Here is a 25,753-nt window from a genome sequence, read left to right on the forward strand (position 1 = left end):
GGCCCCAGGATCGCACCGTCCGCAGCCCGCGGGGGGCCGGCGTGCGCGCCTGGCCCGGTAGGGTCGGGGCCCGTGACGAGCGACGCGCCCCTCGAGGTCCTGCTGCAGCTGCTCGACCCCGAGCTGCCCGCACCCGCGTACGCCCACCCGGGTGACGCGGGGGCCGACCTGCTGACGCGCGTGGACGTGACGATCCCGCCGCAAGGGCGCGTCACGGTGCCCACCGGGGTCGCGATCGCGCTGCCCGACGGCTACGCGGCGTTCGTGCACCCGCGGTCGGGCCTCGCGGCCCGCCACGGGCTGACGATCGTGAACGCACCCGGCACCGTCGACGCGGGCTACCGCGGCGAGATCGCGGTGACGCTGCTCAACACCGACACCGAGCACGCGGTCGAGCTGCACCGCGGCGACCGGGTGGCGCAGCTCGTGGTGCAGCGTGTCGAGCGCGTGCGGTTCGTGGAGGTCGAGCGGCTGCCCGGGTCGCACCGCGGCGAGGGCGGCTTCGGGTCGAGCGGCGGCTGGGCCGCGGCACGTGTGGACGCCGGCTAGGACTGCGGCGCGCGGCGGGCTACTGTCGAACGAGGAGTGCCGTGCGGCCGCGGGCCGCGCGACAGGGCGGGGCGCTGAGACGTCCCAGGAGGAGTTGAGCTGGTGGCCATGTTCCGCCGCCGTCCCAGGACGGATGACGAGCCCGAGATCGTCGACGACGCGGTCGTCGAGGCCGAGGAGACGAGCGGGTCGGACGACCTGCCGCGCGAGGCCGTGCGGACGCAGGGCCCCTGGGACTCGGCCGACGAGGCGGGTGACCAGCCCCGCGTCGACCTGGGCGCGCTGCGCATCCCCGGCGTGCCGGGCATGGAGCTGCGCATGGAGATCGACAAGACGACGAACGTCGTCTCGTCCGCCTCGGTCACGGTCGACGGCTCGACGTTGCAGCTGCAGGCGTACGCGGCCCCCCGGACCGAGGGCATCTGGGACGAGATCCGTGGCGAGATCCAGCAGTCGGTGGTCGCGCAGGGTGGCGCGGCCGACGACCTGCCGGGTCCGTTCGGCCGCGAACTGCTGGCGCGGCTGCCCGCACGCACGCCCGAGGGGCGGACGGGTCACCGACCCGCGCGCTTCCTCGGCGTCGACGGGCCCCGCTGGTTCCTGCGCGGTGTCGTGACCGGCCGGGCCGCGGTCGAGCCGGGCGCCGCCGGCGTGCTCGAGCAGGTCTTCCGGGACACGGTCGTGGTGCGGGGTGGCGAGGCGCGGCCACCGCGCGACCTGCTGGCGCTGCGCCTGCCCGGACCCGCCGCCCCGGCGGCCACGGACGAGGACGCTCCGGCGGAGCCGTCATTCGACCCGCTGACGCGTGGACCGGAGATCACGGAGACCCGATGAGCCTCAAGGAACGGCTGCGGCAGCTCGCCGCCTCGCAGGCCCAGATCGAGGCCGACGAGGAGCGGGCGGACGCGCGGCGCGCCGTCGGGTGCACCGCGGTCGACAAGCTCCCGCTGCGCTCGCGCGCGAAGGTGAGCGGCGTCATCCGGTCGGTCACGTTCCGGCCGCGCGACGGGGTGCCTGCGCTCGAGGCCGAGCTGTACGACGGCAGCGGGTCGCTCGCGCTCGTCTGGCTCGGCCGCCGGGAGATCGCGGGGATCGCGCCCGGCCGTCGCCTCATGGTCGACGGGCTGGTGTGCCAGGTCGAGGGGCGGCGCACCGTCTTCAACCCCCGGTACGAGCTGCGGGCCCGTCCGGGTGAGTGAGGTCCCGCCGTCGCACGGCCCCGGTGGGACGCCTGACGGCGCGGCCCGGCACGTCCCCGAGGACGTGCTCGAGGTCGTGGACGACGCCGTCCCGCCGGACGAGGGCGGAGCGCGCGGTATGCGCGTGCTCGCGTCCGAGAAGTTCTCCGCGTCCGATGCGGTCGGGGGCGCGCGCGGCGTGGTCGAGTCCGTCGCGCCCGGGCTGCTGTTCGTCGTGGTGTACCTGGTCGCCGGTCAGCGGCTGACGCCCGCGCTGGTCGCCGCGGGCGGGGCCGCGGTCGCCGCGGTGCTGGTGCGGCTCGCGCAGCGCACACCCGTGACGCACGCGCTGTCGGGCGTGATCGGCGTGGCGATCGGCGTGGTGTGGGCGTGGCGGACGGGCGACGCGGCCGACTACTTCGCGTACGGCCTGCTGGTCAACGTCGCCTACCTGATCGGCACGCTGGCCACCGTGCTCGTCGGCTGGCCGCTCGTCGGGCTCGTCATGGGGATGTTCTCCGCCGACGGCCCGCTGGGCGGCGGGCCGTGGCGGAACGTCGTCGCGTGGCGGCACGACCCCGCGCTGCGCCGCACCTACACGCTCGCCACGCTCCCGTGGGTCGCGATGTTCGCGGTGCGCCTCGCGGTGCAGGTGCCGCTGTACCTGAACGACGACGTGGCGTGGCTCGGCACCGCGAAGCTCGCGATGGGCGTGCCGCTCACGGCGCTCGTCCTGTGGATCAGCTGGGTGCTGGTGCGTCCGGCGCGGCAGCACCGGCCGGCGCCTGACGGTTCATGAGCAGCGCGTCGAGCGCACCCTCGTCGGCGTCCCGGCCGGTCACGAACAGCAGCTCGTCGCGTCCCTCGAGCGTGTCGTCCACGCTCGGCGCCAGCGGCCTGCCGTCACGCACGATGCACGCGAGCACCACGTCGGTGGGCCAGGCGACCTGACCGACGCGCACCCCGACCAGCGGCGCGTCGTCGGGCAGCGTGATCTCCAGGATGTCGGCGCCCGACTGATGGAACGTGAAGATCCGCACCAGGTCGCCGACGGCGACGGCCTCCTCGACCATGGCGGTCATGATGCGCGGCGTGGAGACCGCGACGTCGACGCCCCACGCCTCGTCGAACATCCACTCGTTCTTCGGGTTGTTCACGCGCGCGACCGTGCGCGGCACGCCGAACTCGGTCTTGGCGAGCAGCGAGATCACCAGGTTCGCCTTGTCGTCGCCGGTCGCGGCGACCATGACGTCGCACTCGGCGGTGCGCGCCTCGCGCAGCGTCGGCAGCTCGCACGCGTCGGCGAGCAGCCAGTCGGCCTCGGCGACCTGCGCGACCCGCATCGCGGTCGGCTGGCGGTCGATGAGCGTGACCTCGTGCTCGTGCGCCAGCAGCTCGCGGGCGATGGAGCGGCCCACGGAGCCCGCCCCGGCGATGACGACCCTCACTCGGTGACCTCCGGCTCGGCGGTGAGCACGCGCTCGACGTGGGCGATGTCGTCCACGCGGACCAGGACGTGCACGATGTCGTTCTCCTGCAGCACGGTCGCGGCGGTGGGCAGGACCGCGTCCCCGTACCGCGTCAGGTACGCCGCGCGGGCGCCCGAGGCCTCCTCGAGCGTGACGAGCGTGCGTCCCACCCACCCGCGGTGCACGTCGACCTGCGCGAGCGTGATCTGACCCGAGGAGTCGCGGAACTCGTCGGTCGCGCCCATGGGCAGCAGCCGCCGCAGGACCTGGTGCGCCGTCCAGCGCACCGTCGCGACGGTGGGGATGCCGAGCCGCTGGTAGATCTCGGCACGGTGCGGGTCGTAGATGCGCGCCACGACGTTCTCGATCCCGTAGGTCTCGCGCGCGACCCGCGCGGCCAGGATGTTCGAGTTGTCACCGTCGGCGACGGCCGCGAAGCCGAACGCGTCGTCGATGCCCGCCTTGATGAGGGTGTCGCGGTCGAACCCGAGGCCCGTGACCTTGTGACCGGCGAACTCACCCGGCAGCCTGCGGAAGGCCTCGGGGTTCTGGTCGATCACGGCCACCGAGTGGCCGTGTTCCTCGAGCGTCTGCGCGAGGCTCGCACCGACGCGGCCGCAGCCCATGATGACGAAGTGCACGGTCGGTCACGCTATACCCCCGAGCGTCGCGGGCACGCCTCCGCACGTCCCACGGGGCGGCTGTGCGCGGTGGTCGCGGCGCGGCCCTACGATGGTGCCTCGTGTCGGACATCGCGGATGCCGCCAAACGGTTGTTGCTCGGACGTCCTGTCCGCAGCGACAACCTCGGCCACACGCTCCTGCCGAAGCGCATCGCGCTTCCCGTCTTCGCGTCGGATGCGCTCTCCTCGGTGGCCTATGCGCCCGACGAGATCCTGCTGACGCTCTCGATCGCCGGGCTCTCGGCGTTGACGATCTCGCCCTGGGTGGGCGTGGCCGTGGCGATCGTCATGCTCACGGTGGTCGCGAGCTACCGGCAGAACGTGCGTGCGTACCCGTCGGGCGGCGGTGACTACGAGGTCGCGACCGTCAACCTGGGCGCCAAGGCGGGCGTGACGGTCGCGAGCGCGCTGCTGGTCGACTACATCCTCACGGTCGCGGTCTCGATCTCCTCGGGCGCGCAGTACGCCGCCGCCGCGTTCCCCGCGCTGCGGGGCCACGAGACCCCGTTCGCGATCGCGCTCGTCGTGGTGCTCACGCTGATCAACCTGCGCGGCGTCAAGGAGTCCGGGACCGCGTTCGCGATCCCCGTCTACCTCTTCATGCTGGCGATCGGGCTGATCGCGGTGTTCGGCGCCGTGCGGTACCTGAGCGGGGACCTGCCGATGGCCGAGAGCGCGGGCCTGGACGTGGCACCCGAGGCCGGGTTCGAGCAGGGCCTCGTCGGGCTCGCGGGCTTCTTCCTGATCCTGCGGTCGTTCGCCTCGGGCTGCGCGGCGCTCACGGGTGTCGAGGCGATCAGCAACGGCGTGCCGGCGTTCCGGAAGCCCAAGTCGAAGAACGCGGCGACCACGCTGGCGCTGCTGGGCGGCCTCTCGATCGTCATGATCATGACGATCCTCATGCTCGCGCGCGCCACGGGCGTGAAGTTCGCCGACCGGCCCGCCGAGCAGCTCCTGCGTGACGGCGTGCCGGTGGGTGAGGGCTACGAGCAGCACCCCGTGATCGCCCAGATCGCCAAGTCCGTGTTCGACGGTGCGCCGGTGCTCGTCGCGGTCGTCGCGATCGTCACCGGGCTCATCCTGGTGTTCGCGGCCAACACCGCGTTCAACGGGTTCCCCGTGCTCGGCTCGATCCTGGCGCGGGACGGCTTCCTGCCGCGGCAGCTGCACACGCGCGGCGACCGCCTGGCGTACTCGAACGGCATCCTCACGCTCGCGGTCGTGGCCATCGGCCTGATCTGGGCGTTCGACGCCGAGGTCACGCGGCTGATCCAGCTGTACATCGTGGGCGTGTTCGTGTCCTTCACGCTCAGCCAGCTCGGCATGGTCCGGCACTGGACGCGCGAGCTGCGCACCGAGCCGAACCCGGGCGAGCGCAGCCGCATGAAGCGCTCGCGCGTCGTCAACGCGATCGGCCTCGGCATGACGGGCACGGTGCTCGTCGTCGTCCTGATCACCAAGTTCACGCACGGCGCCTACATCGCGATCATCGCGATGGTCGTGGTGTTCGTGCTCATGCAGGCCATCAACCGGCACTATCGGACCGTCCGCACCGAGCTGGCGCTGGGCGAGGACGCCGACGCGGCACGCGCGCTGCCGAGCCGCGTGCACGCGATCGTGCTCGTCTCGCACCTGCACCGGCCGACCATGCGCGCGATCGCCTACGCACGTGCGTCGCGTCCGCAGGAGCTCGAGGCCGTCACCGTCGGGGTCGACGAGGAGGACGTCGAGCGCCTGCGCGCGCAGTGGGACGCGATGGACCTGCCCGTGCCGCTGCGCGTCCTCGACTCGCCGTTCCGCGAGATCACGCGGCCGGTGCTGCAGTACGTGCGCTCGATCCGGCGGGACAGCCCGCGGGACCTCGTCGTGGTCTACATCCCCGAGTACGTGGTGGGCCACTGGTGGGAGCAGCTGCTGCACAACCAGAGCGCGCTGCGGCTCAAGGGACGTCTGCTGTTCACCCCGGGCGTCGTGGTCGCCTCCGTGCCGTGGCAGCTCGCCTCGTCCGCGGGGCAGACCGGCCTCGAAGACCCTGTGCGAAGGACGGTGCCCCGTGGCTGACCTGCTCGTCGAGCTCGAGATCGGACCCGTCGCGCACGGAGGGCACTGCGTGGCGCGGCACGAGGGTCGCGTGGTGTTCGTGCGGCACACGCTGCCGGGCGAACGCGTGCGCGCGCTCCTGACGGATGCCGAGCCCGACGCGAAGTTCTGGCGCGCCGACGCGGTCGAGGTGCTCGACGCCTCGCCCGACCGTGTGCCGAGCGCGTGGCCGCAGGCGGGTCCGGGGGGCGTCGGCGGTGGCGAGCTCGCGCACGTCGCGCTGCCCGCGCAGCGCGCGTGGAAGGCCGCGGTGCTGCGCGAACAGCTGCAGCGCCTGGGTCGCGTCGACCGTGACGTCACGGTGCGTGCGCTGCCGGGCGACGACGAGCGCGGCGGCCTGGCCTGGCGCACGCGGATCGACCTGGTCGCGGACGCCGCGGGGCGGGCCGGCATGCGGCGCCACCGCTCGCACGACGTGGTCGCGCTCGACGCGATGCCGCTCGCGGTCGACGCGATCGCCGAGCTCGGGCTGTTCGAGCGCCGCTGGCACGCGGGCGCGCACATCGAGGCCGTCGCGCCCGTGGGCGGCGACCGCCCCATCGTGCTCGTCGACGGCGAGCCGTACGACCTGGGCCGTCGTCGTCCCGACACGCGTCCCAACGCCCGCACCTCGGTGCGCGAGGTCGTCACCGTCGGGGACCGCGAGCACGTCTACCGCGTGGCCGCGGCGGGGTTCTGGCAGGTCCACCGCGAGGCGGCCGGGACGCTCGTCGAGGCCGTGCTGCGGGGCGTCGGCGACGTCACGGGCGCGGCCGTGCTCGACCTGTACGCGGGTGCGGGGCTGTTCACCGCACCGCTCGCCGACGCGGTGGCGGACGGCACGGTGGTGAGCGTCGAGGGTGACGCGCGTGCGGTGCGTGACGCGCGGCGCAACCTGCACGACCGGTCCAACGTCGAGCTGCACGTGGGCGACGTGACGCGCGTGCTGCGCGGCGACCAGGACGCGGGCTCCGGCGTGGTGCACGCGGACGTCGTCGTGCTCGACCCGCCGCGCGCGGGCGCCGGGCGCAAGGTCGTCGACGCGGTGACCGCGCTGCGGCCCGAGCGCATCGTGTACGTGGCGTGCGACCCCGCGGCCCTCGCGCGCGACGTCGCACTGCTGGGCGAGGCCGGCTACGGCCTGGCCGAGCTCGACGGGTACGACCTGTTCCCGATGACGCACCACGTCGAGGCGGTCGCCGTCCTGACGCGCTGACGGCCCGCAGCCGGGGGTGGGCACGGGCCGGCCGCGCCCACCCCGCGCTGCTAGCCGATCGCCACGGTCTTCGCCGAGCGCCGCGCGGCGGTGACGTACCCCTCCTTGCGCCCGGTCACCTTGACCTCGATGCGCATGCCGCGGTCCGCGGCCTTGAGCACGTAGGTCGCCGCCCGGGCGCCCGTGATCGCACGGCCGTTGCGGTACCACTGGTAGGACAGCGCGACGGGCGACGGGCGCCACGTGCCCGTGACCGCCGTGAGTCGGGCGCCCACGCGGCGGACGCCGGACACCGTCGGGGTCGGTGCGGTCAGGACGCCGCGCACGGCAGCGGTGGCCGACGACGTGCGGCTCGTCGGCTCGTACGACGGTCGGCTCGCGGTGACCCGCACGCGCACCTGCGCGCCGCGGTCCACGGCCGTGAGCCGGTAGGAGCGCGCGGTGGCGCCCGGGATCGCGACGTCGCCGCGCAGCCACTGGTAGCTCAGCGAGGTGGGGGAGGGCGCCCAGGTGCCGACCGACGCGGTGAGCGTCGATCCGACCACGGCGGACCCGGCGACGGTCGGGCTGGGGGCGGCGGTGAACGGCAGCCCGGGCACACGCACCGCGACGCGGTCGCGCAGGACGCCGCCGGTCGGCTCGTACAGCTCGGCCCGCACCTCGACCACGGACTCCCGGTGCTCCGGTGCGAGCGCGAACGTCGGACCCGATCCCGCGCGGATGCCGTCCACGAACCAGGCGTACGTCGTGGTGGTGGTGCTCGGCGTGGCGGTGCCGTGCGAGGCGACCAGCGTCCGCCCGGGCGCGGGCGTGCCCGTGATGCGCAGCGGGCTGGTCACGCGCGGCGCGGGCTGCCCGACGGGGATCATGGTCCGCGACGACATGGGCGCGTGGCCGGGCCGCGTGGCCGTGACCTCGAGCCACACGTACTCGTGCCGGTGCGCGCTCGTCGTCGCGAACGTGGGGCCCGTGCCGCCCAGGCCCTCGAGGAGCGTGTCCGTGCTGGTCGTGGTGTACCAGCGGTAGCTCAGCCGCACGTCGGACGGCGCCCAGGTGCCGGCGTGCGCGCGGAGCGTGGCCCCGACGTCCGAGCCGCCGCTGATCCACGGCTGGGCGGGCGCGATCGACCGGCCGAGCGTCGGCATCGTGACGGTCGCGGCCACCCGCTGACCGAGCGCGGTGAAGACCATGTCGTCCGCGTCCTGCAGTCGCACACCGGGCTTGCCGGCCGCGTTCCAGCACCCGGTCTGGTGCCGCACCTCGGGCGTCCACGGCACGTCGAGGACCTCGGACGTCGTCTGGTACCACTCGTCGGCGAAGCAGAGCCGCCAGACCGATCCCGGCTGTGCGACGGACCACATGCGACCCTCGGCGTCGGTCACCTGCGGGCCGTACCGCCGGCCCTGCCAGCCCTGCTCGTCGTCGTCCCAGCGGTAGGCGGTCCACTCGACGAAGGGCAGCGGCGCTCCCGTCTCGTCGACGGCCCGGCCCGCGATGCCCGCGTTCGGGCGGAGGTGGAAGTCCACCCCCGCGAGCTCCGCGGAGCCTGAGGCGAAGGACACGTAGGACTCGACGCCCTGCGTCCCGTCCCAGTACTGGCGGCGCCACAGGTCACGGTCCTCGACGTGGTCGTCGGCCGCGACCTGCCACTGCCCGGGGACCAGCCCCGTGAGCCGGTAGGTGCCGTCGGCCGCGGTGCGGGTCGAGCGGTAGGAGGGGTACACGGTGATCTGGAGCCCCGAGATCGCGACGCCCGACTCGTCGGTCACGCGGCCGCTCAGCGCGATCGTCTCCGCGGCGCCGGCGGGAGCGACCGCCGGCAGGAGCGTCGCGACGAGCAGGCCGACGACTGCGAGGGCGAGCCGGCGCAGGCGCCTCGGCGGCAGGGCTCCCGCCAGGGGTTGGGACGGTGCGGTTGCGGTGCTCGAGGCACTCACGGGGCTCACGGGTCCTCCGGTGGTCACGGCGCCGCCCGACCGCGGCGCGGCGCCAGGCTAGGGGCCCGGTCGGGCGGTTCGGCCGGTATGTCCACGTCGTGGTGATGCCGCTGTCGTGCGCCGCCCGGTACGCGCGCCTAGCGTGGGACCGACGGACCCGTCCGGGGGCTCCCGCGCCGGGGAGCCGGCGGGTCGCGCCGCGGGAGGAGACCGAGATGGCCGAGCACGACGTGGAGCACAAGCTGGCCGAGGCTCGTCGGCACGCGACCGAGGAGCTGCACAAGCAGGGGACGCCTGAGTACGACGCGCGCGCGCACCAGCGCGCGGTCGAGGCCGAGCGCAAGGCGGCCGAGGAGGCCAAGGGCGCCTGAGCCGCCCTCCGCCGGGGGCGGGCGCCGGACCGCCCCCGGCGCGCTCACCGGGCAGAGGTGCGGAGGCGACGCCCGGGCATGTATCTTGATGTCGAGATAAATCCTGACGCCACGAGCCGTAGGCTTCACGCGTCGCCGCACCGCGGTCTGGGGCCCCCACACGAACCCCGGCCGACTCGCCTGAAGGAGCGCCTGTGAGCACTGTCGACAGCTTCGGATCGAAGGGGACCCTGGACGTCGGGTCCGCCGCCTACGAGGTGTACCGCCTGTCGGCCGTCCCGGGCCTGGAGCGCCTCCCGTTCAGCCTCAAGGTGCTCGCCGAGAACCTGCTGCGCACCGAGGACGGTGCCAACATCACCGCGGCGCACATCCGGGCGCTCGCGGCGTGGGACCCCGACGCACAGCCGGACACGGAGATCCAGTTCACGCCCGGGCGCGTGATCATGCAGGACTTCACGGGCGTCCCGTGCGTGGTCGACCTCGCGACCATGCGCGAGGCGGTCGCCGACCTGGGCGGTGACCCGGAGCGCATCAACCCGCTCGCGCCTGCCGAGATGGTGATCGACCACTCGGTGCAGATCGACGTCGCAGGCCGCGCGGACGCGTTCGAGCGCAACGTCGAGCTCGAGTACCAGCGCAACCGCGAGCGGTACCAGTTCCTGCGCTGGGGACAGACCGCGTTCGACGACTTCAAGGTCGTCCCGCCCGGCACCGGCATCGTGCACCAGGTCAACATCGAGTACCTGGCGCGCGGTGTCATGGTGCGCGACGGCAAGGCCTACCCCGACACGTGCGTGGGCACCGACTCGCACACGACGATGGTCAACGGCCTGGGCGTGCTCGGGTGGGGCGTCGGAGGCATCGAGGCCGAGGCGGCGATGCTCGGCCAGCCGGTGTCGATGCTCATCCCGCGCGTCGTCGGCTTCAAGCTCACGGGGAACATCCCCGCCGGCGTGACCGCGACGGACGTGGTGCTCACCATCACGCAGAAGCTGCGCCAGCACGGCGTCGTCGGCAAGTTCGTCGAGTTCTACGGCGAGGGCGTCGCGGCGGTGCCGCTGGCCAACCGCGCCACGATCGGCAACATGAGCCCCGAGTTCGGCTCGACCGTCGCGATCTTCCCGATCGACGGCGTGACCATCGACTACCTGCGTCTGACGGGCCGCTCGGCCGAGCAGCTCGCGCTGGTCGAGGCCTACGCCAAGGAGCAGGGCCTGTGGCTCGACCCGACGGCGCCCGGCTACACCGAGCCGGTGTTCTCGGAGTACCTCGAGCTCGACCTGTCGACCGTGGTGCCCTCGATCGCCGGTCCCAAGCGACCGCAGGACCGCATCGAGCTGTCGCGGGCCAAGGAGCAGTTCCAGCGCGACCTGCCGACGTATGCGCCCGAGGTGGCGCTCGCCACCGACGAGGCCGAGCGGGAGTCGTTCCCGGCGTCCGACTCGCCCGCGATCTCGTCGTCCGCGACGCGCACGCACTCCGTGACCGACAGCGAAGGGCGGCAGTTCGAGCTGTTCCACGGCGCGGTCGCGATCGCGTCGATCACGTCCTGCACCAACACGTCCAACCCGTCGGTCATGCTCGCGGCGGCGCTGCTCGCCAAGAACGCGGTCGAGCGCGGCCTGCAGGTCAAGCCGTGGGTCAAGACGTCGATGGCGCCCGGCTCGCAGGTGGTCACCGACTACTACGAGCGTGCGGGTCTGTGGCCCTACCTCGAGAAGCTCGGCTTCCACCTGGTCGGCTACGGCTGCGCCACGTGCATCGGCAACTCGGGCCCGCTCGACGAGCAGGTCTCGGCCGCGGTGCAGGAGCACGACCTCGCGGTCGCGGCGGTCCTGTCCGGCAACCGCAACTTCGAGGGCCGGATCAACCCGGACATCAAGATGAACTACCTCGCGTCGCCGCCGCTGGTCATCGCGTACGCGCTCGCCGGGACCATGGACTTCGACTTCGAGTCCGACCCGCTGGGCCGGACCGAGGACGGGCACCCGGTGTTCCTGCGCGACATCTGGCCGACGCCCGAGCTGGTGCAGGCGACGATCGACGCGTCGATCGACCGCACCATGTTCGAGGCCGACTACGCCGACGTGTTCTCGGGCGACGAGCGGTGGCGCGGGCTGGACACCCCCGAGGGGAACGTCTTCTCGTGGGACCCGGAGTCCACCTACGTCCGCAAGCCTCCGTACTTCGAGGGCATGGGTGCCACGCCCGAGCCGGTCACCGACATCACGGGCGCACGCGTGCTCGCGAAGCTCGGCGACTCGGTGACCACCGACCACATCAGCCCCGCGGGCTCGATCAAGGCGGACAGCCCCGCGGGCGTCTACCTGGCCGCGCACGGCGTGGACCGGCGCGACTTCAACTCCTACGGGTCGCGCCGCGGCAACCACGAGGTCATGATCCGTGGCACGTTCGCGAACATCCGGCTGCGCAACCAGCTGGTGCCGGGTGTCGAGGGCGGGTTCACCAAGAACCTGCTCACGGGCGAGGACACGACGATCTACGACGCGTCGGCGGCGTACCAGGCCGCGGGCGTCCCGCTCGTGGTGCTCGGCGGCAAGGAGTACGGATCGGGCTCGTCGCGCGACTGGGCGGCCAAGGGCACGCGCCTGCTGGGCGTGCGTGCCGTGATCACGGAGTCGTTCGAGCGTATCCACCGGTCCAACCTCATCGGGATGGGCGTGCTGCCCCTGCAGTTCCCCGAGGGCGAGTCCGCGGACTCGCTCGGCCTGGACGGCACCGAGACGTTCGACATCGCGGGCGTGACCGCGCTCAACGAGGGCGTCACGCCGCGCACGGTCGCGGTGACCGCCACGAAGGCGGACGGCACCGTCGTCGCGTTCGACGCGGTCGTGCGGATCGACACGCCCGGCGAGGCCGACTACTACCGCAACGGCGGCATCCTGCAGTACGTCCTGCGTCAGGTCGCGGGCGTGGCCTGACCAGTCCCGCACGGCCGTCGAGGCCCGTCTCCGCACACGCGCGGGGGCGGGCCTCACCCGTGTGCGCGGGCAGCCACGCAGCGCGCCGGTGGGCTAGGTTCTCCGGGTGCCGACGCCCTCACGCCCGAGCCCGCGCACCGCGCACGTGATCGGCGGTGGACCCGCCGGACTCATGGCGGCGGAGGTCCTCGCGCGCGCCGGTGTGACGGTCACGGTGCACGACCGGATGCCGTCCGTGCCGCGCAAGCTCCTGCTGGCCGGCCACGGCGGGCTCAACCTCACGCACACCGAGGAGCCGGACCGCTTCCTGTCACGGTACGGCGACGCCGCCGAGCGGATCGCGCCCGCGCTCGAGGCCTTCGGCCCGCAGGACCTGCGCGACTGGTGCGCCGCGCTCGGCGAACCGACCGTGGTCGGGACGAGCGGGCGTGTGTTCCCGCAGTCGTTCCGCGCGACGCCGCTGGTGCGCGCGTGGCTGGCCCGGTTGGGCGACCTGGGCGTGCGGCTCGAGCGCCGGCAGCGCTGGACCGGGTGGTCCGACGACGGAGCGGGCCTGCGCCTCGAGAGCGCGGACGGCACGACGAGCGAAGTGCGCGGCGACGTCACGGTGCTCGCGCTCGGGGGAGCGTCGTGGCCGCGGCTCGGCGCGGACGGCGGCTGGGTGGTCCCGTTCGAGGCGCGGGGTGTCCGCGTCGCGGCGCTGCGCGCGGCCAACGTGGGTGTGCGCGTCACGTGGAGCGAGGAGTTCGCCCGGCGCTTCGCGGGCACGCCGCTCAAGAACGTCGCGGTCGGCGTGCGCGGCAGGCCCGGGGTGAGCGCACGCGGCGACGCGATGGTGACGCGCAGCGGCGTCGAGGGCGGGCCCGTGTACGCGGTCGGCGCGGCGGTGCGCTCGGCGCTGGACGCCGACGGCCGCGCCGTGCTCGAGGTGGACCTGCGGCCCGACCAGACGGTGGACCGGCTCGCTGCGCGTCTGCGGGGCGGACGCGCACGCGACTCGGTCTCGTCGTGGCTGCGGCGTGGGCTCGGGCTCGACGCCGTCGGGGCGGCGGTCCTGCGGGAGGCCCTGGGCGGGCCCGTGCCGCGCGATCCCGAGGCCGCGGCGGCCCTGGCCAAGGCCGTGCCGCTGGAGGTCACCGCGACCATGCCGATCGACCGGGCGATCTCGAGCGCGGGCGGTGTGGTGTGGGATGAGGTCGACGACGCGCTGATGCTGCGCCGTGTGCCCGGCACGTTCCTCGCGGGCGAGATGCTCGACTGGGAGGCGCCCACGGGCGGCTACCTGCTCCAGGCGTGCTTCGGCACGGGAGTCCTCGCGGCCCGGGGCGCCCTCGCCTGGCTCGACCGGTGACGTGGGGCGGGCGGGGTGCGTCGCCGCGTCGTGCGCGTGCGACCATCACCGGGTGATCACGCACCGCTCGGCCCGCACGGCGCTCGTCCTGACCCTGCTCGCGACGCTGGTGGGGCTGGTCGGACCGTCGGCCGCGTCCGCGACGGACGCCCCTGGCGCCCCGGGCGGCGCGGACGCCGGCGGACCCGCCGCGGTCCGGACGGGCGGCGCGCGGCTGGACCCGCCCGTGGTCCGTGCGCCGGACGCGTGGCGGCCGCGCGTCCGCACCACGTGGGACTGGCAGATCAAGACCGTCCCGCGCGCGCCGTACCGCGCCGTCACGATGCTCGACGTGGACGGGTTCGAGGCGACCCGCACGGACGTCGCCGCGATGCACGCCGCGGGTCGCAAGGTCGTCTGCTACGTCTCGGGCGGGACGTGGGAGAAGTGGCGTCCGGATGCCGCGCGGTTCCCGAGGTCGCTCCTGGGGGCGCGCCTGGACGACTGGCCGGGGGAGCGCTGGCTCGACGTGCGGGACGTGCAGCGCGCCGACAGCCGGCTCGCCCGGATCATGAACGCGCGGCTCGCGATGTGCCGGGCCAAGGGGTTCGACACGGTCGAGTGGGACAACATGGACGCCTACCGCAACGACCCGGGCTTCCCGCTGACCGCGCGCGACCAGCTGGTGTTCAACCAGTTCATGTTCAACAACGCCCGCGCGTACGGGATGAGCGTGCTGCTCAAGAACGACCTCGACCAGGTGCGGCGCCTGCTGCCGTACGTCGACGGCGTGCTCGACGAGCAGTGCTTCCAGTACCGCGAGTGCCACCTGCTCAAGCCCGTGGTGGCCGCGGGCAAGCCCGTCTTCGTCGCCGAGTACCGCAGCACCGCGGGGATGTGCGACCGGGCTCGCACGCTGCGGATGAACGCCGTGCGGTTCTCGCTCGCGCTCGACGGGAGCGTCTTCCGGCCGTGCGGCTGAGACGCTGTCAGGCAGGTTCGGGCCAGGCGGCCCGGACCGCGGCGTAGCCGCGGGCGACGACGCGTTCCAGCACCTCGGCGTCGAGCCGCGTGAGGTCCGTGACGTGCACGCACGACACGGTGCGCCGGTGCGGGCCGAGCGCGTCCAGGTCCGCCGCCAGGTCCTCGACGCCCATGGGGAGGTGGAGCGTCGTCGCCGCGGCGCGAGGGGAGAACCCGGCTGCGGGCGCCTGACCGGTGCGCCCGGAGGCGTACCGGTAGCGGTAGGTGCCGAACCCGACGATCGACGGGCCCCACATCACGGCAGGCTGCCCGGTCACGCGTGCGTACAGCGCGAGCAGCGTGTGCGCGTCACGGCGCCGCACGGGGTGGCCGACCGCGTCGACGAACGCGACGGGGTCGGCGTCGGTGGGTCGCGTCACGGCGTCGGCCATGGCACCAGTGTGCCCCGGGGACGACGAAGGCCCCCTCGCCCGGGGGGAACGGGCGAGGGGGCCTGGGTGGAGCGGAGATCAGGCCGTGATCGGCGTGGTCCGCTCGGTCGTCGTCGCCACGGCGGGCGTCAGCTTGCGCAGGGCCAGCCCCACGAGGGCGAGCACCACGCCGAGGCCCATCACCAGCAGCGCGACGCCGAAGGCGACGACCGAGGTGAAGAGCGAGGCGCGCAGGAAGGAGCCGTTCATCGCGACCTCGCGCAGCGGGTCCTCACGGTCGAGCTCGGCGTAGGTCTTGCCGCCGGTCGCGTCGAGCGCGTGGTGCTTGATGATGTCCGCCTGCGAGAAGGCCTCCCACGGCGTGTCGACGGTGCCGCCCGCGAAGGTGGCGTCCTCGGAGACGGTGATCTTCTCGGCCTTGAGGTTCGTCGAGACGGCGATCCAGGTGGCGGCGCCGGCGACGAAGAAGACGGCGCCGAAGATGACGGTGATGAGTGCGAACAGGCGGACGAGACCGGACTTGTTGGCGGTCGGGGTGGTCGACATCGTGTGTCCTTCGTGATCCCTCGGTGACGGGGGAGCTTCCTCCCCGGCGAACCTTCGTCGGCTCGCACAACCGATCGTGGCGGACGCCTGGGCGCCTTGCGTGGGACCAAGGGCACACGTGTGCCAGGTCACATGCACACCTGCATACATCGGCGCCCCGGGGCGCGCCGCCGGACGTGCCGGAGGAGGTCAGGCGGCGGCGAGCTGCGCGGCGGTGTGCCGACCCACCGCGGCCAGCAGCGGGTACTCGTCGGGATGCGCCAGGAGCGTCGGCACCATCGCCGCGGCCCATCCCCGGGCGCGGCGCCACGTCGCGTCGTCGTGCGCGCGCAGCTCCTGCGTGCGGGCGACGAACCTGGCGCGACCGACGGCGTCGAACGACATCCACGCGGTCGCCAGGTCGCTCGCGGGGTCGCCCGAGCACAGGTCGCCGAAGTCGAGCAGGCCGGACAGCCGGCCGTCGTGCGCGAGCAGGTTCGCGGGGTGCGGGTCGCCGTGCACCCAGACCGGTGCGGCCGTGCGCGCGGGTGCGGCGAGCGCGTCGGCCCACGCGGCGCGCAGCACGTCGGCGTGCGGGAGGTCGGCGGTGAGGCGTGCGGCCACCACGTCGTCCCGCGTCGCGGGCGGGACGCCCCGGAACGGGTTGACGGGCGCGTCGGGCGGCGCGGGGACGTGAAGCGCGGCGAGCGTCTCCGCCAGAGTGTCCGCGCACGCGCGGCGCTCCTCGACCGGCACCGACGCGAGCATCGTGCCGGGCAGCCACGGCACGACGGACCACGGCCACGGGTAGGGCGCGGCGCCCGACGGCGTGCCGCGGCGCACCGGGACAGGCACGGGCACGGGCAGGAGCGACGCCAGGTGCCCGAGCCACACCTGCTCGCGCTCGATCAGCGGCGCCGAGAGCTCGCGGACCGGGAAGCGCAACGCCAGCTCCTCGCCGAGCCGCCACGTGACGTTGTCCCAGCCGTGGACGCGGTGGTGCAGCGGCAGGTCCGCGAGGTCCGGATGCTGCTCGCGCAGCAGAGCGCGAGCCAGCTCGGCGTCCACGCCGACCTCGATCTTGGGATGGCGGGGGCCCGCGACCGGGCCCGTCACGGGACCAGCGTCCGCGCCTGGTCCCACGGCACCGACCAGCCCAGGCGGTCGAACATGACCGAGAGCACGAAGGCCGTGAAGCCCCACACCAGCACGTCGTCGTCCAGCAGGAACGCGGGCGTGCGCAGGGTGCCGCGCACGCCGGGGTGCTCGACGACGCCGCGGCGGGCGGGGTCGAGCAGGTCGGCCACGGGCGTGCGGAACACGTCCACGGCCTCGGTGTGGTCGACCGCGGCCACGCGTGAGGGACGCGTCCACCACGCGACGACCGGTGTGACGAGGTTGTCGCTCACGGGCAGCGGCACGTCCGCCAGCGTGCCCAGGACGTCGACGCCCGTGGGGTCCAGGCCCGTCTCCTCGACCGCCTCGCGGACCGCGGCCTCACGCGGGCCGGCGTCCTGCGGGTCGATGCCGCCGCCGGGGAACGCGACCTGACCCGGGTGGTGACCGAGCGTCGCGGCGCGCCGGTGCAGCAGCACGTCGAGGTCGGCCGGCACGCGCTGCGCGTCGTGGTGCGCGGGCGCCGAGTCGAGGACGCCGAACAGCACGAGCACCGCGGCGCGACGCGCGCGGGCCGGGTCATGCAGCATCCGCCCGGGGCCCGTGGGCCAGGCCACACCCTCGCGCACGAGCCGCTCGAGGTCGGCGCGGGCTCCCGTGCCGTCCCCGGCCGTCATCCCCGCCGCCGGACCTGGTCGGCGAACGCGGCGACCGCAGCGCGGGCCGCGGGGACGAGCGTGGGCAGGTGCCGCTCACCGTCCGCGCGCAGTGCGTCGAGCTCGTCGTCGGACAGGTCTGCGGCCATCTCGGGGGTCGCGAGCCACAGCGCGAGCATCGCGGGCTCGAGCTCGAGGTGGAACTGCAGCCCGAGCGCGCTGCCCTGGCGGAAGGCCTGCACCGGCGTCGCCGGCGTCGAGGCGAGCAGCGTCGCGCCCGGCGGGAGCGAGACCGCGTCGGAGTGCCAGTGCAGGACCGTCGGTCGCGGACCGAGCGCACCCAGCACCGGGTCGTCGGCGTGCACGTCGACGGGGCCGAACCCGATCTCGGTCCCGTGGCGGCGCAGGAGCGTCCCGCCGAGCGCCATCGCGAGCAGCTGCGCACCCAGGCACACGCCGAGCACCGGCACGTCGGCCGCGACCGCGTCGGCGAGCAGCGCGCGTTCGGCGGGCAGCCCCGGGTGGTGCAGGTCGTCGTCGGCGTCCATCGCGCCGCCCATCACGACCACGCCCGAGACGTCGTCGAGCGCGGGCAGCGCGGGCTGCGTGGCGTCGACGACGGTGCGCACACGCAGCGGCGCGTCGAGGGCGGGCCCGATCAGGCCCGGGCCCTCGTACGCCGCGTGCGTGAGCACCAGGACGGGACGCATGTGCGTCACCAGCCGTCCGGGAGGGGCCGGCCCTCCTCGTAGCCCGCGGCCGACTGGATGCCCACCACGGCGCGCTCGTGCAGCTCGTCGAGCGTCACCGCGCCCACGTACGTGGCCGCCGAGCGGACGCCGGACGTGATGTGGTCGATCAGGTCCTCGACGCCCGGGCGGCGCGGGTCCAGGTACATCCGGGAGGAGGAGATGCCCTCCTCGTACAGCGCCTTGCGCGCACGCTCGAACGGCGAGCCGCCGCGCGTGCGGGCCGCCACGGCCCGCGCGGACGCCATGCCGAACGACTCCTTGTAGAGCCGCCCGTCGCCGTCGGCGTGCAGGTCCCCGGGGGACTCGTGCGTGCCGGCGAACCAGGAGCCGATCATGACCTGGGACGCACCAGCGGCCAGCGCGAGCGCGACGTCGCGCGGGTGACGCACGCCGCCGTCGGCCCAGACGTGACGGCCGAGCCGTCGCGCCTCGGCGGCGCACTCGAGCACCGCCGAGAACTGCGGCCGGCCGACCGCGGTCATCATGCGCGTGGTGCACATGGCACCCGGGCCGACACCAACCTTGACGATGTCCGCACCGGCCTCGATCAGGTCGCGCGTGCCCTGCGCGGTGACGACGTTGCCCGCGACCACGGGGACGTGCGGGTCCACCGCGCGCACGGCGGCGAGCGCCTCGACCATCTTGCGCTGGTGCCCGTGCGCGGTGTCGACGACCAGCGTGTCCACGCCCGCCTCGAGCAGCGCCGCGGCCTTGGCCTTGACGTCGCCGTTGATGCCGACCGCCGCGGCGATCCGCAGCCGGCCGTCCGCGTCGAGCGCGGGCCGGTAGATCGACGAGCGCAGCGCCCCCACCTGCGTGAGCACGCCGACGAGCGCACCGTCGCGGACCACGGGGGAGAACCGGCGGCGGCTCGCGTGCAGGTGCTCGAACGCGGCCTCGAGCCCGCTCGTGCCGCCCGACTCGACGACGTCGAGGTCGACCGTGGTGGGGTGCGCGGACATGACGTCCTCGACCTGCGTGAACCGGTCGACACCCTGGCAGTCGGCCTCGGTGACGACCCCGACGGGGCGTCCGTCCGCGACGACGACCGCCGCGCCGTGCGACCGCTTGCCGATCAGCGTGAGCGCGGTGTGCACGGTGTCGTGCGGGGAGACGACGACCGCGCTCTCGACGACGGGGTGGCTCGCCTTGACGGAGTCCACCACGTCGGCCACGACGTCCACCGGGATGTCCTGGGGGATGACGGCCATGCCGCCGCGCCGGGCGACGGTCTCCGCCATGCGGCGGCCCGCCACGGCGGTCATGTTGGCGACGACGAGCGGGATGGTCGTCCCGGTGCCGTCGACGCTCGCGAGGTCGACGTCGAAGCGGGAGGTGACCTCGGACCGTGACGGGACGAGGAAGACGTCGCCGTAGGTGAGATCGGATGTGGCCGACTGGCCGGGCAGGAAGCGCATGAGGGGATCCCCTTTCCGCCGCATCTTACAGGGGTGCCCCCGGGTGCCCGGGTGGGCACGGACCCCGGCCGCTAGGGTCGGCACCATGCTGGTGGCGCTCACGGGGATCGGCCTGTCGGCCGCCGCCGGGCTCAACGCGTACATCCCGTTCCTGCTCGTCGCGCTGCTCGCCCGGCTCACGGACACGGTCGTGCTGCCCGACGGGCTGGGCTGGATGAGCTCGTGGTGGGCGATCGGGATCGGGGCCGTGCTGCTGCTCGCGGACGTCGTGCTGGACAAGATCCCCGCGGTCGACTCGGTGAACGACGTCGTGCAGGGCGTGCTGCGCCCGCTCACGGGCGGCGTCGTGTTCGCGGCGGGCGCGGCCGTGGCCGAGCTCGAGTCGTCCGCCTGGGTGCGCGAGCACGCGTGGGTGACGTTCGTCGCCGGTGCGCTCGTCGCCGGGCTGGTGCACGCGGGCAAGGCCACCGCACGCCCCGTGGTCAACGCCACGACGATGGGGCTGGGCGGGCCGGTGGTCTCGACGGTCGAGGACGGCGCGTCCGTGGGCCTGAGTCTCGCGGCCGTGTTCGTGCCGGTCCTCGTGCTCGTCCTGCTCGCCGGCCTCGTCGTGGCGTTCGTCGTGCTGCGGCGCCGGCGCCGTGCGCGACGCAGGTCGGCGGGCGCCGCTGCGGGCGACGCCACGAGCGGGCCGGTGCCACCCGACGCGTCACCCTGACGGCGCTGCGCGTCCGGGCGTTCTAGAGTGGGAGGCCGATCTACCGGCCTGGCGCACCGTGCGGCAGCGTCGCCGCCGGACGCACGCGTCCGACCAGACCCGGGGAGGGATGCCCGCGTGAGCCGTTCGGTGCTGTCGACGATCCGCACGCCCGCCGACGTGCGCGCGCTGCGCCCCGGCCAGGTGGGCAGGCTGGCCGCGGAGATCCGCGCGTTCCTGGTGGACCAGGTCTCGCGCACGGGTGGTCACCTGGGCCCGAACCTGGGCGTGGTCGAGCTGACGATCGCGATGCACCGCGTGTTCGAGTCCCCGCGCGACACGCTCGTGTTCGACACGGGCCACCAGTCCTACGTGCACAAGCTGCTCACGGGCCGTGGCGACTTCAGCGCGCTCCGGCGCCGCGAGGGGCTGTCCGGCTACCCGAGCCGCGCCGAGTCCGCGCACGACGTCGTCGAGAACTCGCACGCGTCCACCGCGCTCAGCTGGGCGGACGGGATCGCCAAGGCCAACGAGCTGCGCGGGCTCGCCGACCGGCACGTGGTCGCCGTCATCGGGGACGGCGCGCTCACGGGCGGCATGGCATGGGAGGCGCTCAACAACATCGCGGCCTCCGAGGACCGCCGGCTCGTGGTGGTCGTCAACGACAACGGGCGCTCGTACGCCCCGACCATCGGCGGCCTGGCGCACCACCTCGACTCGCTGCGCACCACGCAGAGCTACGAGAACGTCCTGTCCTGGGGCAAGCGCACACTGCGCCGGTCGGGTCCGCCCGGACGCGTGGCGTACGACGCGCTGCACGGGCTGAAGAAGGGCATCAAGGACGTCGTCGCGCCGCAGGGCATGTTCGAGGACCTGGGGCTCAAGTACATCGGCCCCGTGGACGGTCACGACGAGCCCGCGGTCGAGCGTGCGCTGAGCCGCGCGCAGGCGTTCGGCGGGCCCGTGATCGTGCACGTCATCACGGAGAAGGGGCGTGGCTACACGCCAGCCGAGCAGGACGTCGCGGACCGGTTCCACGCGGTGGGCCGCATCCACCCCGAGACCGGGCTCCCCGTGGCGCCGTCGCGGTTCGGCTGGACCGGCGTGTTCGCCGACGAGATCGTGCGGATCGGCCGGCGTCGGCCGGACGTCGTGGCGATCACGGCGGCCATGCTCCAGCCCGTGGGCCTGGCGCCGTTCGCGGAGGAGTTCCCCGACCGCGTGTTCGACGTGGGCATCGCCGAGCAGCACGCCGCGACGTCGGCCGCGGGCATGGCGTTCGGCGGGCTGCACCCGGTGGTCGCGGTCTACGCGACGTTCCTCAACCGCGCGTTCGACCAGGTGCTCATGGACGTCGCGCTGCACCGCGCGGGCGTCACGTTCGTGCTCGACCGGGCAGGGCTCACGGGCGACGACGGCGCGAGCCACAACGGCATGTGGGACATGGCGATGCTCGCGATCGTCCCGGGCCTGCGGCTCGCGGCGCCGCGCGACGAGCCGACGCTGCGCGCCGCGCTGCGCGAGGCGGTCGACGTGGACGACGCGCCCACCGTGGTCCGCTACCCCAAGAGCGCGCTCGTCGACCCGATCCCGGCGCTCGAGGACGTGGACGGCGTGGACGTCCTGGCCCGTGCGGGTGCGGACGGCGCGCGGTCGGTGCTCGTGGTCGGCGTCGGCGCCATGGTGCCGTGCGCGCTCGAGGTGGGTGCGCTGCTGGCGGCGCACGGGCTGCGCGTCACGGTCGTCGACCCGCGCTGGGTGCTCCCCGTGCCGGCGGCGCTCACCAAGCTCGTCGGCGAGCACGACCACGCCGTGACGATCGAGGACGGCCTGGTGCAGGGCGGCATCGGGGCGCACGTCGCGCAGCGCGCGCTCGAGCAGGGCGTCACGACCCACGTCCAGGCGTTCGGCATCCCGCAGGAGTTCCTGCCGCACGCGTCGCGCGACCAGCTGGTCGGCTCGTTGCGGCTCACGCCCGAGGACGTCGCACGCGACGTGCTGACGGCGCTCGAGGGGCGATGAGCAGCGGCGCCCACGCGCCCGGCGCGCACGTGGGCGCGCGCGGCGTGACGTGGGGCACACGACCGCCGGGACCCAGGTCCCGAGACATCCCATCAATTGGTCCGTAAGTTCGACTCATCGGACCGATTCCACAAGGAGCGCAGATGTCCACCACGGCCGTACCCGGCACCGACCACCTCGAGGCGACGACGCCCGCAGCATGGGAGGGGTTCGTCACCGGGCCCTGGGTCGACAACATCGACGTGCGTGACTTCATCCAGCGGAACTACACGCCGTACACCGGCGACTCGTCGTTCCTGGTGGGCCCCACGGCGCGGACCACCGCGATCTGGGACAAGCTCTCGTCGATGTTCCCCGCGGAGCGCGAGAAGGGCGTCTACGACATCGACGCCCGCACGCCGTCGACCATCACGTCGCACGCGCCGGGCTACATCACCGAGGGCGAGGAGGTCATCGTCGGCCTCCAGACCGACGCGCCGCTCAAGCGCGCGATCATGCCCAACGGTGGCTACCGCATGGTGCAGACCTCGCTCGAGACCTACGGCTACGAGGCCGACCCGGTCGTCACCGAGATCTTCACCAAGTACCGCAAGACCCACAACGACGGCGTGTTCGACGCCTACCCGCCCGACGTCCGCGCCGCGCGCTCGTCGCACATCATCACGGGCCTGCCCGACGCCTACGGCCGCGGCCGGATCATCGGCGACTACCGCCGCGTGGCGCTGTACGGCGTCGACGCGCTGATCGCCGCGAAGAAGCTCGAGCGTGCCGAGCTCGACATGGAGCGTTCGGTCGAGGACGTCATCCGGGCCCGCGAGGAGCTCGCGGAGCAGATCCGTGCGCTGAACGAGCTCAAGACGATGGCGAAGTCGTACGGCTACGACATCTCGCAGCCCGCGACCAACGGTCGTGAGGCCGTGCAGTGGCTGTACTTCGCCTACCTCGCGGCGGTCAAGGAGCAGAACGGCGCCGCGATGTCGCTGGGCCGCACCTCGACGTTCCTCGACGTGTTCCTGCAGCGCGACCTGGCCGCCGGCGTCCTCACCGAGGAGCAGGTCCAGGAGATCATCGACGACTTCGTCATCAAGCTGCGGATCGTCCGGTTCCTGCGGACCCCCGAGTACGACAACCTGTTCTCGGGCGACCCGACGTGGGTCACCGAGTCGATCGCCGGCATCGGCGAGGACGGCCGTCCGCTGGTCACCAAGACCTCGTTCCGCTACCTGCAGACGCTGTACAACCTGGGCCCGGCCCCCGAGCCGAACATGACGGTCTTCTGGAGCGACAAGCTCCCCGAGGGCTTCAAGGCCTACTGCGCGCAGGTGTCGATCGACACGTCCGCGGTGCAGTACGAGTCGGACGACCTGATCCGGGCCGACTGGGGCGACGACGCCGCGATCGCGTGCTGCGTGTCCCCGATGCGCGTGGGCAAGCAGATGCAGTTCTTCGGCGCCCGCGTGAACCTGGCCAAGGCGCTGCTGTACGCGATCAACGGTGGCCGCGACGAGGTGTCCGGCAAGCAGGTCGCGCCGGTCTCCGCGCCGGTCGAGGGCGAGTTCCTCGACTACGACGACGTCATGGCCAAGTTCGACAAGATGATGGACTGGCTCGCCCAGACCTACGTCGACGCGCTCAACTGCGTGCACTACATGCACGACAAGTACGCGTACGAGCGCATCGAGATGGCGCTGCACGACCGCGAGATCCTGCGCACCATGGCCTGCGGCATCGCCGGCCTGTCGGTCGTGGCGGACTCGCTGTCGGCCATGAAGTACGGCAAGGTCCGCGTGCTGCGCACCGCCGACGGCCTGATCACGGAGTACCAGACCGAGGGCGACTTCCCTGCTTACGGCAACGACGACGACCGGGTCGACGACATCGCGGTGTCGCTGGTCGAGACGTTCATGCAGAAGATCCGCCAGTACCCGACGTACCGCAACGCGCTGCACACGCAGTCGGTGCTGACCATCACGTCGAACGTCGTGTACGGCAAGGCCACGGGCTCGACGCCCGACGGTCGCCGGGCCGGCGAGCCGTTCGCCCCGGGTGCCAACCCGATGAACGGGCGCGACACGCACGGCATGCTCGCGTCCGCGCTGTCGGTCGCCAAGCTGCCGTACTCGCAGGCGCAGGACGGCATCTCGCTCACGTCGTCGGTCGTGCCCTCGGGCCTGGGCCGCACGCGTGAGGAGCAGGTGACCAACCTGGTGGGTCTGCTCGACGCGTACACGCTGTCGAGCGGCTACCACATGAACGTCAACGTGCTGAACCGTGAGACGCTCGTCGACGCCATGGAGCACCCGGAGAACTACCCGCAGCTGACCATCCGGGTCAGCGGCTACGCGGTGAACTTCGTCCGGCTGACCCGCGAGCAGCAGCTCGACGTGCTGTCCCGCACGTTCCACGGCGCGGTCTGACCTTCGCACCACCCCGCGGGGAGGGCCGTCCTGGGACGCCCTCCCCGCGGGCACCGCATCCCGCACCAGACGAAGGAGACGACGATGAGCTCGGTCACCGAGGAGCTCGGCGCGGGTGCGCCGGTCGTCCCCCTCGGGATGCCGCTCGTCGGCGGCGCCCACGGTCGCGTGCAGGGTGCGGGCACCGAGGGCCTCGCGGAGGCCGAGACCGACGACCGCTCGGCCAAGCTGGCCGCGGTGCGTGCGGGCGACATCGGCTCGGTGCACTCGTGGGAGCTCGTCACGGCGGTCGACGGTCCCGGCACCCGGATGACGGTGTTCCTCTCCGGCTGCCCGCTGCGCTGCCTGTACTGCCACAACCCCGACACCATGGAGATGCGACGCGGCACGGACGTGCGCGCCGACGAGATCCTGGCCAAGGTCAAGCGCTACCGCGGTGTCATGAAGGCCACCAAGGGCGGCCTGACGATCTCCGGCGGGGAGCCCCTCATGCAGCCCGCGTACGTGCGGCGGCTGCTGCGCGGCGCCAAGGCGATGGACGTGCACACCGCGATCGACACCTCGGGGTACCTGGGCGCGCAGTGCACCGACGAGATGCTCGACGACATCGACCTGGTCCTGCTCGACGTGAAGTCGGGCGACCCCGAGACGTACAAGCGCGCGACCGGCCGCGAGCTCGAGCCCACGCTGCAGTTCGGCCGCCGGCTCGCGGCACGCGGTGACACCGAGATCTGGGTGCGCTTCGTGCTGGTGCCGGGTCTGACGGACGACGAGGCCAACGTCGAGCTGGTCGCGCAGTACGTCGCGTCGCTGGGCGAGAGCGTGACGCGCGTCGAGGTCCTCCCGTTCCACCAGATGGGCCGGGACAAGTGGGAGGAGCTCGGCATGCGCTACGAGCTCGAGGACACGCAGCCCCCCAGCCCCGAGCTGGTCGAGCGCGTGCGCGGCCAGTTCCGCAGCCGGGGCCTGCAGGTCTTCTGAG

The 25,753-nt window shown here is 73.5% G+C and carries 23 protein-coding genes; 14 read left to right on the top strand and 9 right to left on the bottom strand.

What is annotated here, in order from left to right:
- Window positions 1–72: 72 nt before the first annotated feature.
- The 4 genes from dut to CELGI_RS07400 all read left to right on the top strand — a co-directional run bounded on the left by dut (window position 73) and on the right by CELGI_RS07400 (window position 2,526).
- Window positions 73–549, top strand: coding sequence for a dUTP diphosphatase (gene dut / locus CELGI_RS07385; RefSeq protein WP_013883497.1), 477 nt, complete (start codon window positions 73–75; stop codon window positions 547–549).
- Window positions 550–651: 102 nt separating this feature from the next.
- Entirely contained in the window at window positions 652–1,383 is a 732-nt protein-coding gene (locus CELGI_RS07390; RefSeq protein WP_013883498.1) for a DUF3710 domain-containing protein, read from the top strand.
- Entirely contained in the window at window positions 1,380–1,748 is a 369-nt protein-coding gene (locus CELGI_RS07395; RefSeq protein ID WP_013883499.1) for an OB-fold nucleic acid binding domain-containing protein, read from the top strand. The genes CELGI_RS07390 and CELGI_RS07395 overlap by 4 nt, the downstream gene beginning before the upstream one ends.
- Window positions 1,741–2,526, top strand: coding sequence for a DUF3159 domain-containing protein (locus CELGI_RS07400; protein ID WP_013883500.1), 786 nt, complete (start codon window positions 1,741–1,743; stop codon window positions 2,524–2,526). Before CELGI_RS07395 ends, CELGI_RS07400 begins: the two co-directional genes overlap by 8 nt.
- On the opposite strand, the gene CELGI_RS07405 is transcribed toward CELGI_RS07400, so the two are convergent.
- Complete coding sequence (locus CELGI_RS07405) at window positions 2,468–3,175, bottom strand: potassium channel family protein (RefSeq protein ID WP_013883501.1); 708 nt, start codon at window positions 3,173–3,175, stop codon at window positions 2,468–2,470. The two genes, CELGI_RS07400 and CELGI_RS07405, sit on opposite strands and share 59 nt — an antisense overlap.
- Window positions 3,172–3,822 (bottom strand): potassium channel family protein, encoded by a 651-nt coding sequence (locus CELGI_RS07410; RefSeq protein WP_013883502.1) that lies wholly within the window; start codon window positions 3,820–3,822, stop codon window positions 3,172–3,174. The genes CELGI_RS07405 and CELGI_RS07410 overlap by 4 nt, the downstream gene beginning before the upstream one ends.
- Window positions 3,823–3,938: 116 nt before the next feature.
- Between CELGI_RS07410 and CELGI_RS07415 the strand changes: the two genes are divergently transcribed.
- Both CELGI_RS07415 and CELGI_RS07420 read left to right on the top strand, forming a co-directional pair.
- Window positions 3,939–5,939, top strand: a complete 2,001-nt coding sequence (locus CELGI_RS07415; RefSeq protein WP_013883503.1) for an APC family permease — start codon at window positions 3,939–3,941, stop codon at window positions 5,937–5,939.
- Entirely contained in the window at window positions 5,932–7,173 is a 1,242-nt protein-coding gene (locus CELGI_RS07420; protein ID WP_013883504.1) for a class I SAM-dependent RNA methyltransferase, read from the top strand. The genes CELGI_RS07415 and CELGI_RS07420 overlap by 8 nt, the downstream gene beginning before the upstream one ends.
- A 50-nt stretch (window positions 7,174–7,223) precedes the next feature.
- Here CELGI_RS07420 and CELGI_RS16440 read toward each other — a convergent pair whose 3' ends face one another.
- Complete coding sequence (locus CELGI_RS16440) at window positions 7,224–9,119, bottom strand: carboxypeptidase regulatory-like domain-containing protein (protein WP_013883505.1); 1,896 nt, start codon at window positions 9,117–9,119, stop codon at window positions 7,224–7,226.
- Window positions 9,120–9,325: 206 nt separating this feature from the next.
- Here CELGI_RS16440 and CELGI_RS07430 point away from each other — a divergent pair, with 206 nt between their 5' ends.
- From CELGI_RS07430 to CELGI_RS07445, 4 genes are all read left to right on the top strand, one after another.
- Entirely contained in the window at window positions 9,326–9,481 is a 156-nt protein-coding gene (locus CELGI_RS07430) for a hypothetical protein (RefSeq protein WP_013883506.1), read from the top strand.
- Window positions 9,482–9,675: 194 nt separating this feature from the next.
- Window positions 9,676–12,423, top strand: a complete 2,748-nt coding sequence (gene acnA / locus CELGI_RS07435; RefSeq protein WP_013883507.1) for an aconitate hydratase AcnA — start codon at window positions 9,676–9,678, stop codon at window positions 12,421–12,423.
- A 106-nt stretch (window positions 12,424–12,529) separates the two neighbouring features.
- Window positions 12,530–13,774, top strand: coding sequence for a BaiN/RdsA family NAD(P)/FAD-dependent oxidoreductase (locus tag CELGI_RS07440; RefSeq protein ID WP_013883508.1), 1,245 nt, complete (start codon window positions 12,530–12,532; stop codon window positions 13,772–13,774).
- 52 nt (window positions 13,775–13,826) lie between these two features.
- Window positions 13,827–14,735 (top strand): endo alpha-1,4 polygalactosaminidase, encoded by a 909-nt coding sequence (locus tag CELGI_RS07445; RefSeq protein ID WP_013883509.1) that lies wholly within the window; start codon window positions 13,827–13,829, stop codon window positions 14,733–14,735.
- A 7-nt stretch (window positions 14,736–14,742) separates the two neighbouring features.
- Here the strand turns inward: CELGI_RS07445 and CELGI_RS07450 are convergent, their stop codons facing one another.
- From CELGI_RS07450 to CELGI_RS07475, 6 genes are all read right to left on the bottom strand, one after another.
- On the bottom strand, window positions 14,743–15,168 hold the full coding sequence (locus tag CELGI_RS07450; RefSeq protein ID WP_013883510.1) for a DUF1801 domain-containing protein: 426 nt from the start codon (window positions 15,166–15,168) through the stop codon (window positions 14,743–14,745).
- 78 nt (window positions 15,169–15,246) lie between these two features.
- Window positions 15,247–15,714 carry a hypothetical protein gene (locus CELGI_RS07455; protein WP_013883511.1) on the bottom strand — a complete coding sequence of 156 codons (468 nt, stop codon included), beginning with the start codon at window positions 15,712–15,714 and terminating at the stop codon, window positions 15,247–15,249.
- A 189-nt stretch (window positions 15,715–15,903) separates the two neighbouring features.
- Window positions 15,904–16,809 carry an aminoglycoside phosphotransferase family protein gene (locus tag CELGI_RS07460; protein WP_013883512.1) on the bottom strand — a complete coding sequence of 302 codons (906 nt, stop codon included), beginning with the start codon at window positions 16,807–16,809 and terminating at the stop codon, window positions 15,904–15,906.
- Window positions 16,806–17,486, bottom strand: coding sequence for an NUDIX hydrolase (locus CELGI_RS07465; protein ID WP_013883513.1), 681 nt, complete (start codon window positions 17,484–17,486; stop codon window positions 16,806–16,808). Before CELGI_RS07465 ends, CELGI_RS07460 begins: the two co-directional genes overlap by 4 nt.
- Entirely contained in the window at window positions 17,483–18,175 is a 693-nt protein-coding gene (locus CELGI_RS07470; protein WP_013883514.1) for a type 1 glutamine amidotransferase, read from the bottom strand. The genes CELGI_RS07465 and CELGI_RS07470 overlap by 4 nt, the downstream gene beginning before the upstream one ends.
- Window positions 18,176–18,180: 5 nt before the next feature.
- Window positions 18,181–19,635, bottom strand: a complete 1,455-nt coding sequence (locus tag CELGI_RS07475; RefSeq protein WP_013883515.1) for a GuaB1 family IMP dehydrogenase-related protein — start codon at window positions 19,633–19,635, stop codon at window positions 18,181–18,183.
- Between the two features lie 85 nt (window positions 19,636–19,720).
- Between CELGI_RS07475 and CELGI_RS07480 the strand changes: the two genes are divergently transcribed.
- The 4 genes from CELGI_RS07480 (at window position 19,721) to pflA (ending at window position 25,752) form a co-directional block, all read left to right on the top strand.
- Window positions 19,721–20,353 carry a DUF4126 domain-containing protein gene (locus CELGI_RS07480; RefSeq protein WP_013883516.1) on the top strand — a complete coding sequence of 211 codons (633 nt, stop codon included), beginning with the start codon at window positions 19,721–19,723 and terminating at the stop codon, window positions 20,351–20,353.
- Between the two features lie 117 nt (window positions 20,354–20,470).
- On the top strand, window positions 20,471–22,354 hold the full coding sequence (gene dxs / locus CELGI_RS07485) for a 1-deoxy-D-xylulose-5-phosphate synthase (protein ID WP_013883517.1): 1,884 nt from the start codon (window positions 20,471–20,473) through the stop codon (window positions 22,352–22,354).
- Between the two features lie 143 nt (window positions 22,355–22,497).
- Window positions 22,498–24,771: a formate C-acetyltransferase gene (gene pflB / locus CELGI_RS07490; protein ID WP_013883518.1), complete on the top strand. Its 2,274-nt coding sequence runs from the start codon at window positions 22,498–22,500 to the stop codon at window positions 24,769–24,771.
- A gap of 84 nt (window positions 24,772–24,855) precedes the next feature.
- Complete coding sequence (pflA, locus tag CELGI_RS07495; RefSeq protein ID WP_013883519.1) at window positions 24,856–25,752, top strand: pyruvate formate-lyase-activating protein; 897 nt, start codon at window positions 24,856–24,858, stop codon at window positions 25,750–25,752.
- Window position 25,753: the final 1 nt, after the last annotated feature.

It is taken from the genome of Cellulomonas gilvus ATCC 13127 (genome assembly GCF_000218545.1).
GTDB lineage: Bacteria > Actinomycetota > Actinomycetes > Actinomycetales > Cellulomonadaceae > Cellulomonas > Cellulomonas gilvus.

Excerpts from the sequence above, each read along its gene's own strand:
- CELGI_RS07395 (WP_013883499.1), top strand. The coding sequence starts at position 1,380 with ATGAGCCTCAAGGAACGGCTGCGGCAGCTCGCCGCCTCGCAGGCCCAG.
- CELGI_RS07410 (WP_013883502.1), bottom strand. The coding sequence starts at position 3,822 with ATGGGCTGCGGCCGCGTCGGTGCGAGCCTCGCGCAGACGCTCGAGGAA.
- CELGI_RS07430 (WP_013883506.1), top strand. The coding sequence starts at position 9,326 with ATGGCCGAGCACGACGTGGAGCACAAGCTGGCCGAGGCTCGTCGGCAC.
- CELGI_RS07450 (WP_013883510.1), bottom strand. The coding sequence starts at position 15,168 with ATGGCCGACGCCGTGACGCGACCCACCGACGCCGACCCCGTCGCGTTC.
- CELGI_RS07455 (WP_013883511.1), bottom strand. The coding sequence starts at position 15,714 with ATGTCGACCACCCCGACCGCCAACAAGTCCGGTCTCGTCCGCCTGTTC.
- CELGI_RS07465 (WP_013883513.1), bottom strand. The coding sequence starts at position 17,486 with ATGACGGCCGGGGACGGCACGGGAGCCCGCGCCGACCTCGAGCGGCTC.
- CELGI_RS07470 (WP_013883514.1), bottom strand. The coding sequence starts at position 18,175 with ATGCGTCCCGTCCTGGTGCTCACGCACGCGGCGTACGAGGGCCCGGGC.
- CELGI_RS07475 (WP_013883515.1), bottom strand. The coding sequence starts at position 19,635 with ATGCGCTTCCTGCCCGGCCAGTCGGCCACATCCGATCTCACCTACGGC.
- CELGI_RS07480 (WP_013883516.1), top strand. The coding sequence starts at position 19,721 with ATGCTGGTGGCGCTCACGGGGATCGGCCTGTCGGCCGCCGCCGGGCTC.
- pflB (WP_013883518.1), top strand. The coding sequence starts at position 22,498 with ATGTCCACCACGGCCGTACCCGGCACCGACCACCTCGAGGCGACGACG.
- pflA (WP_013883519.1), top strand. The coding sequence starts at position 24,856 with ATGAGCTCGGTCACCGAGGAGCTCGGCGCGGGTGCGCCGGTCGTCCCC.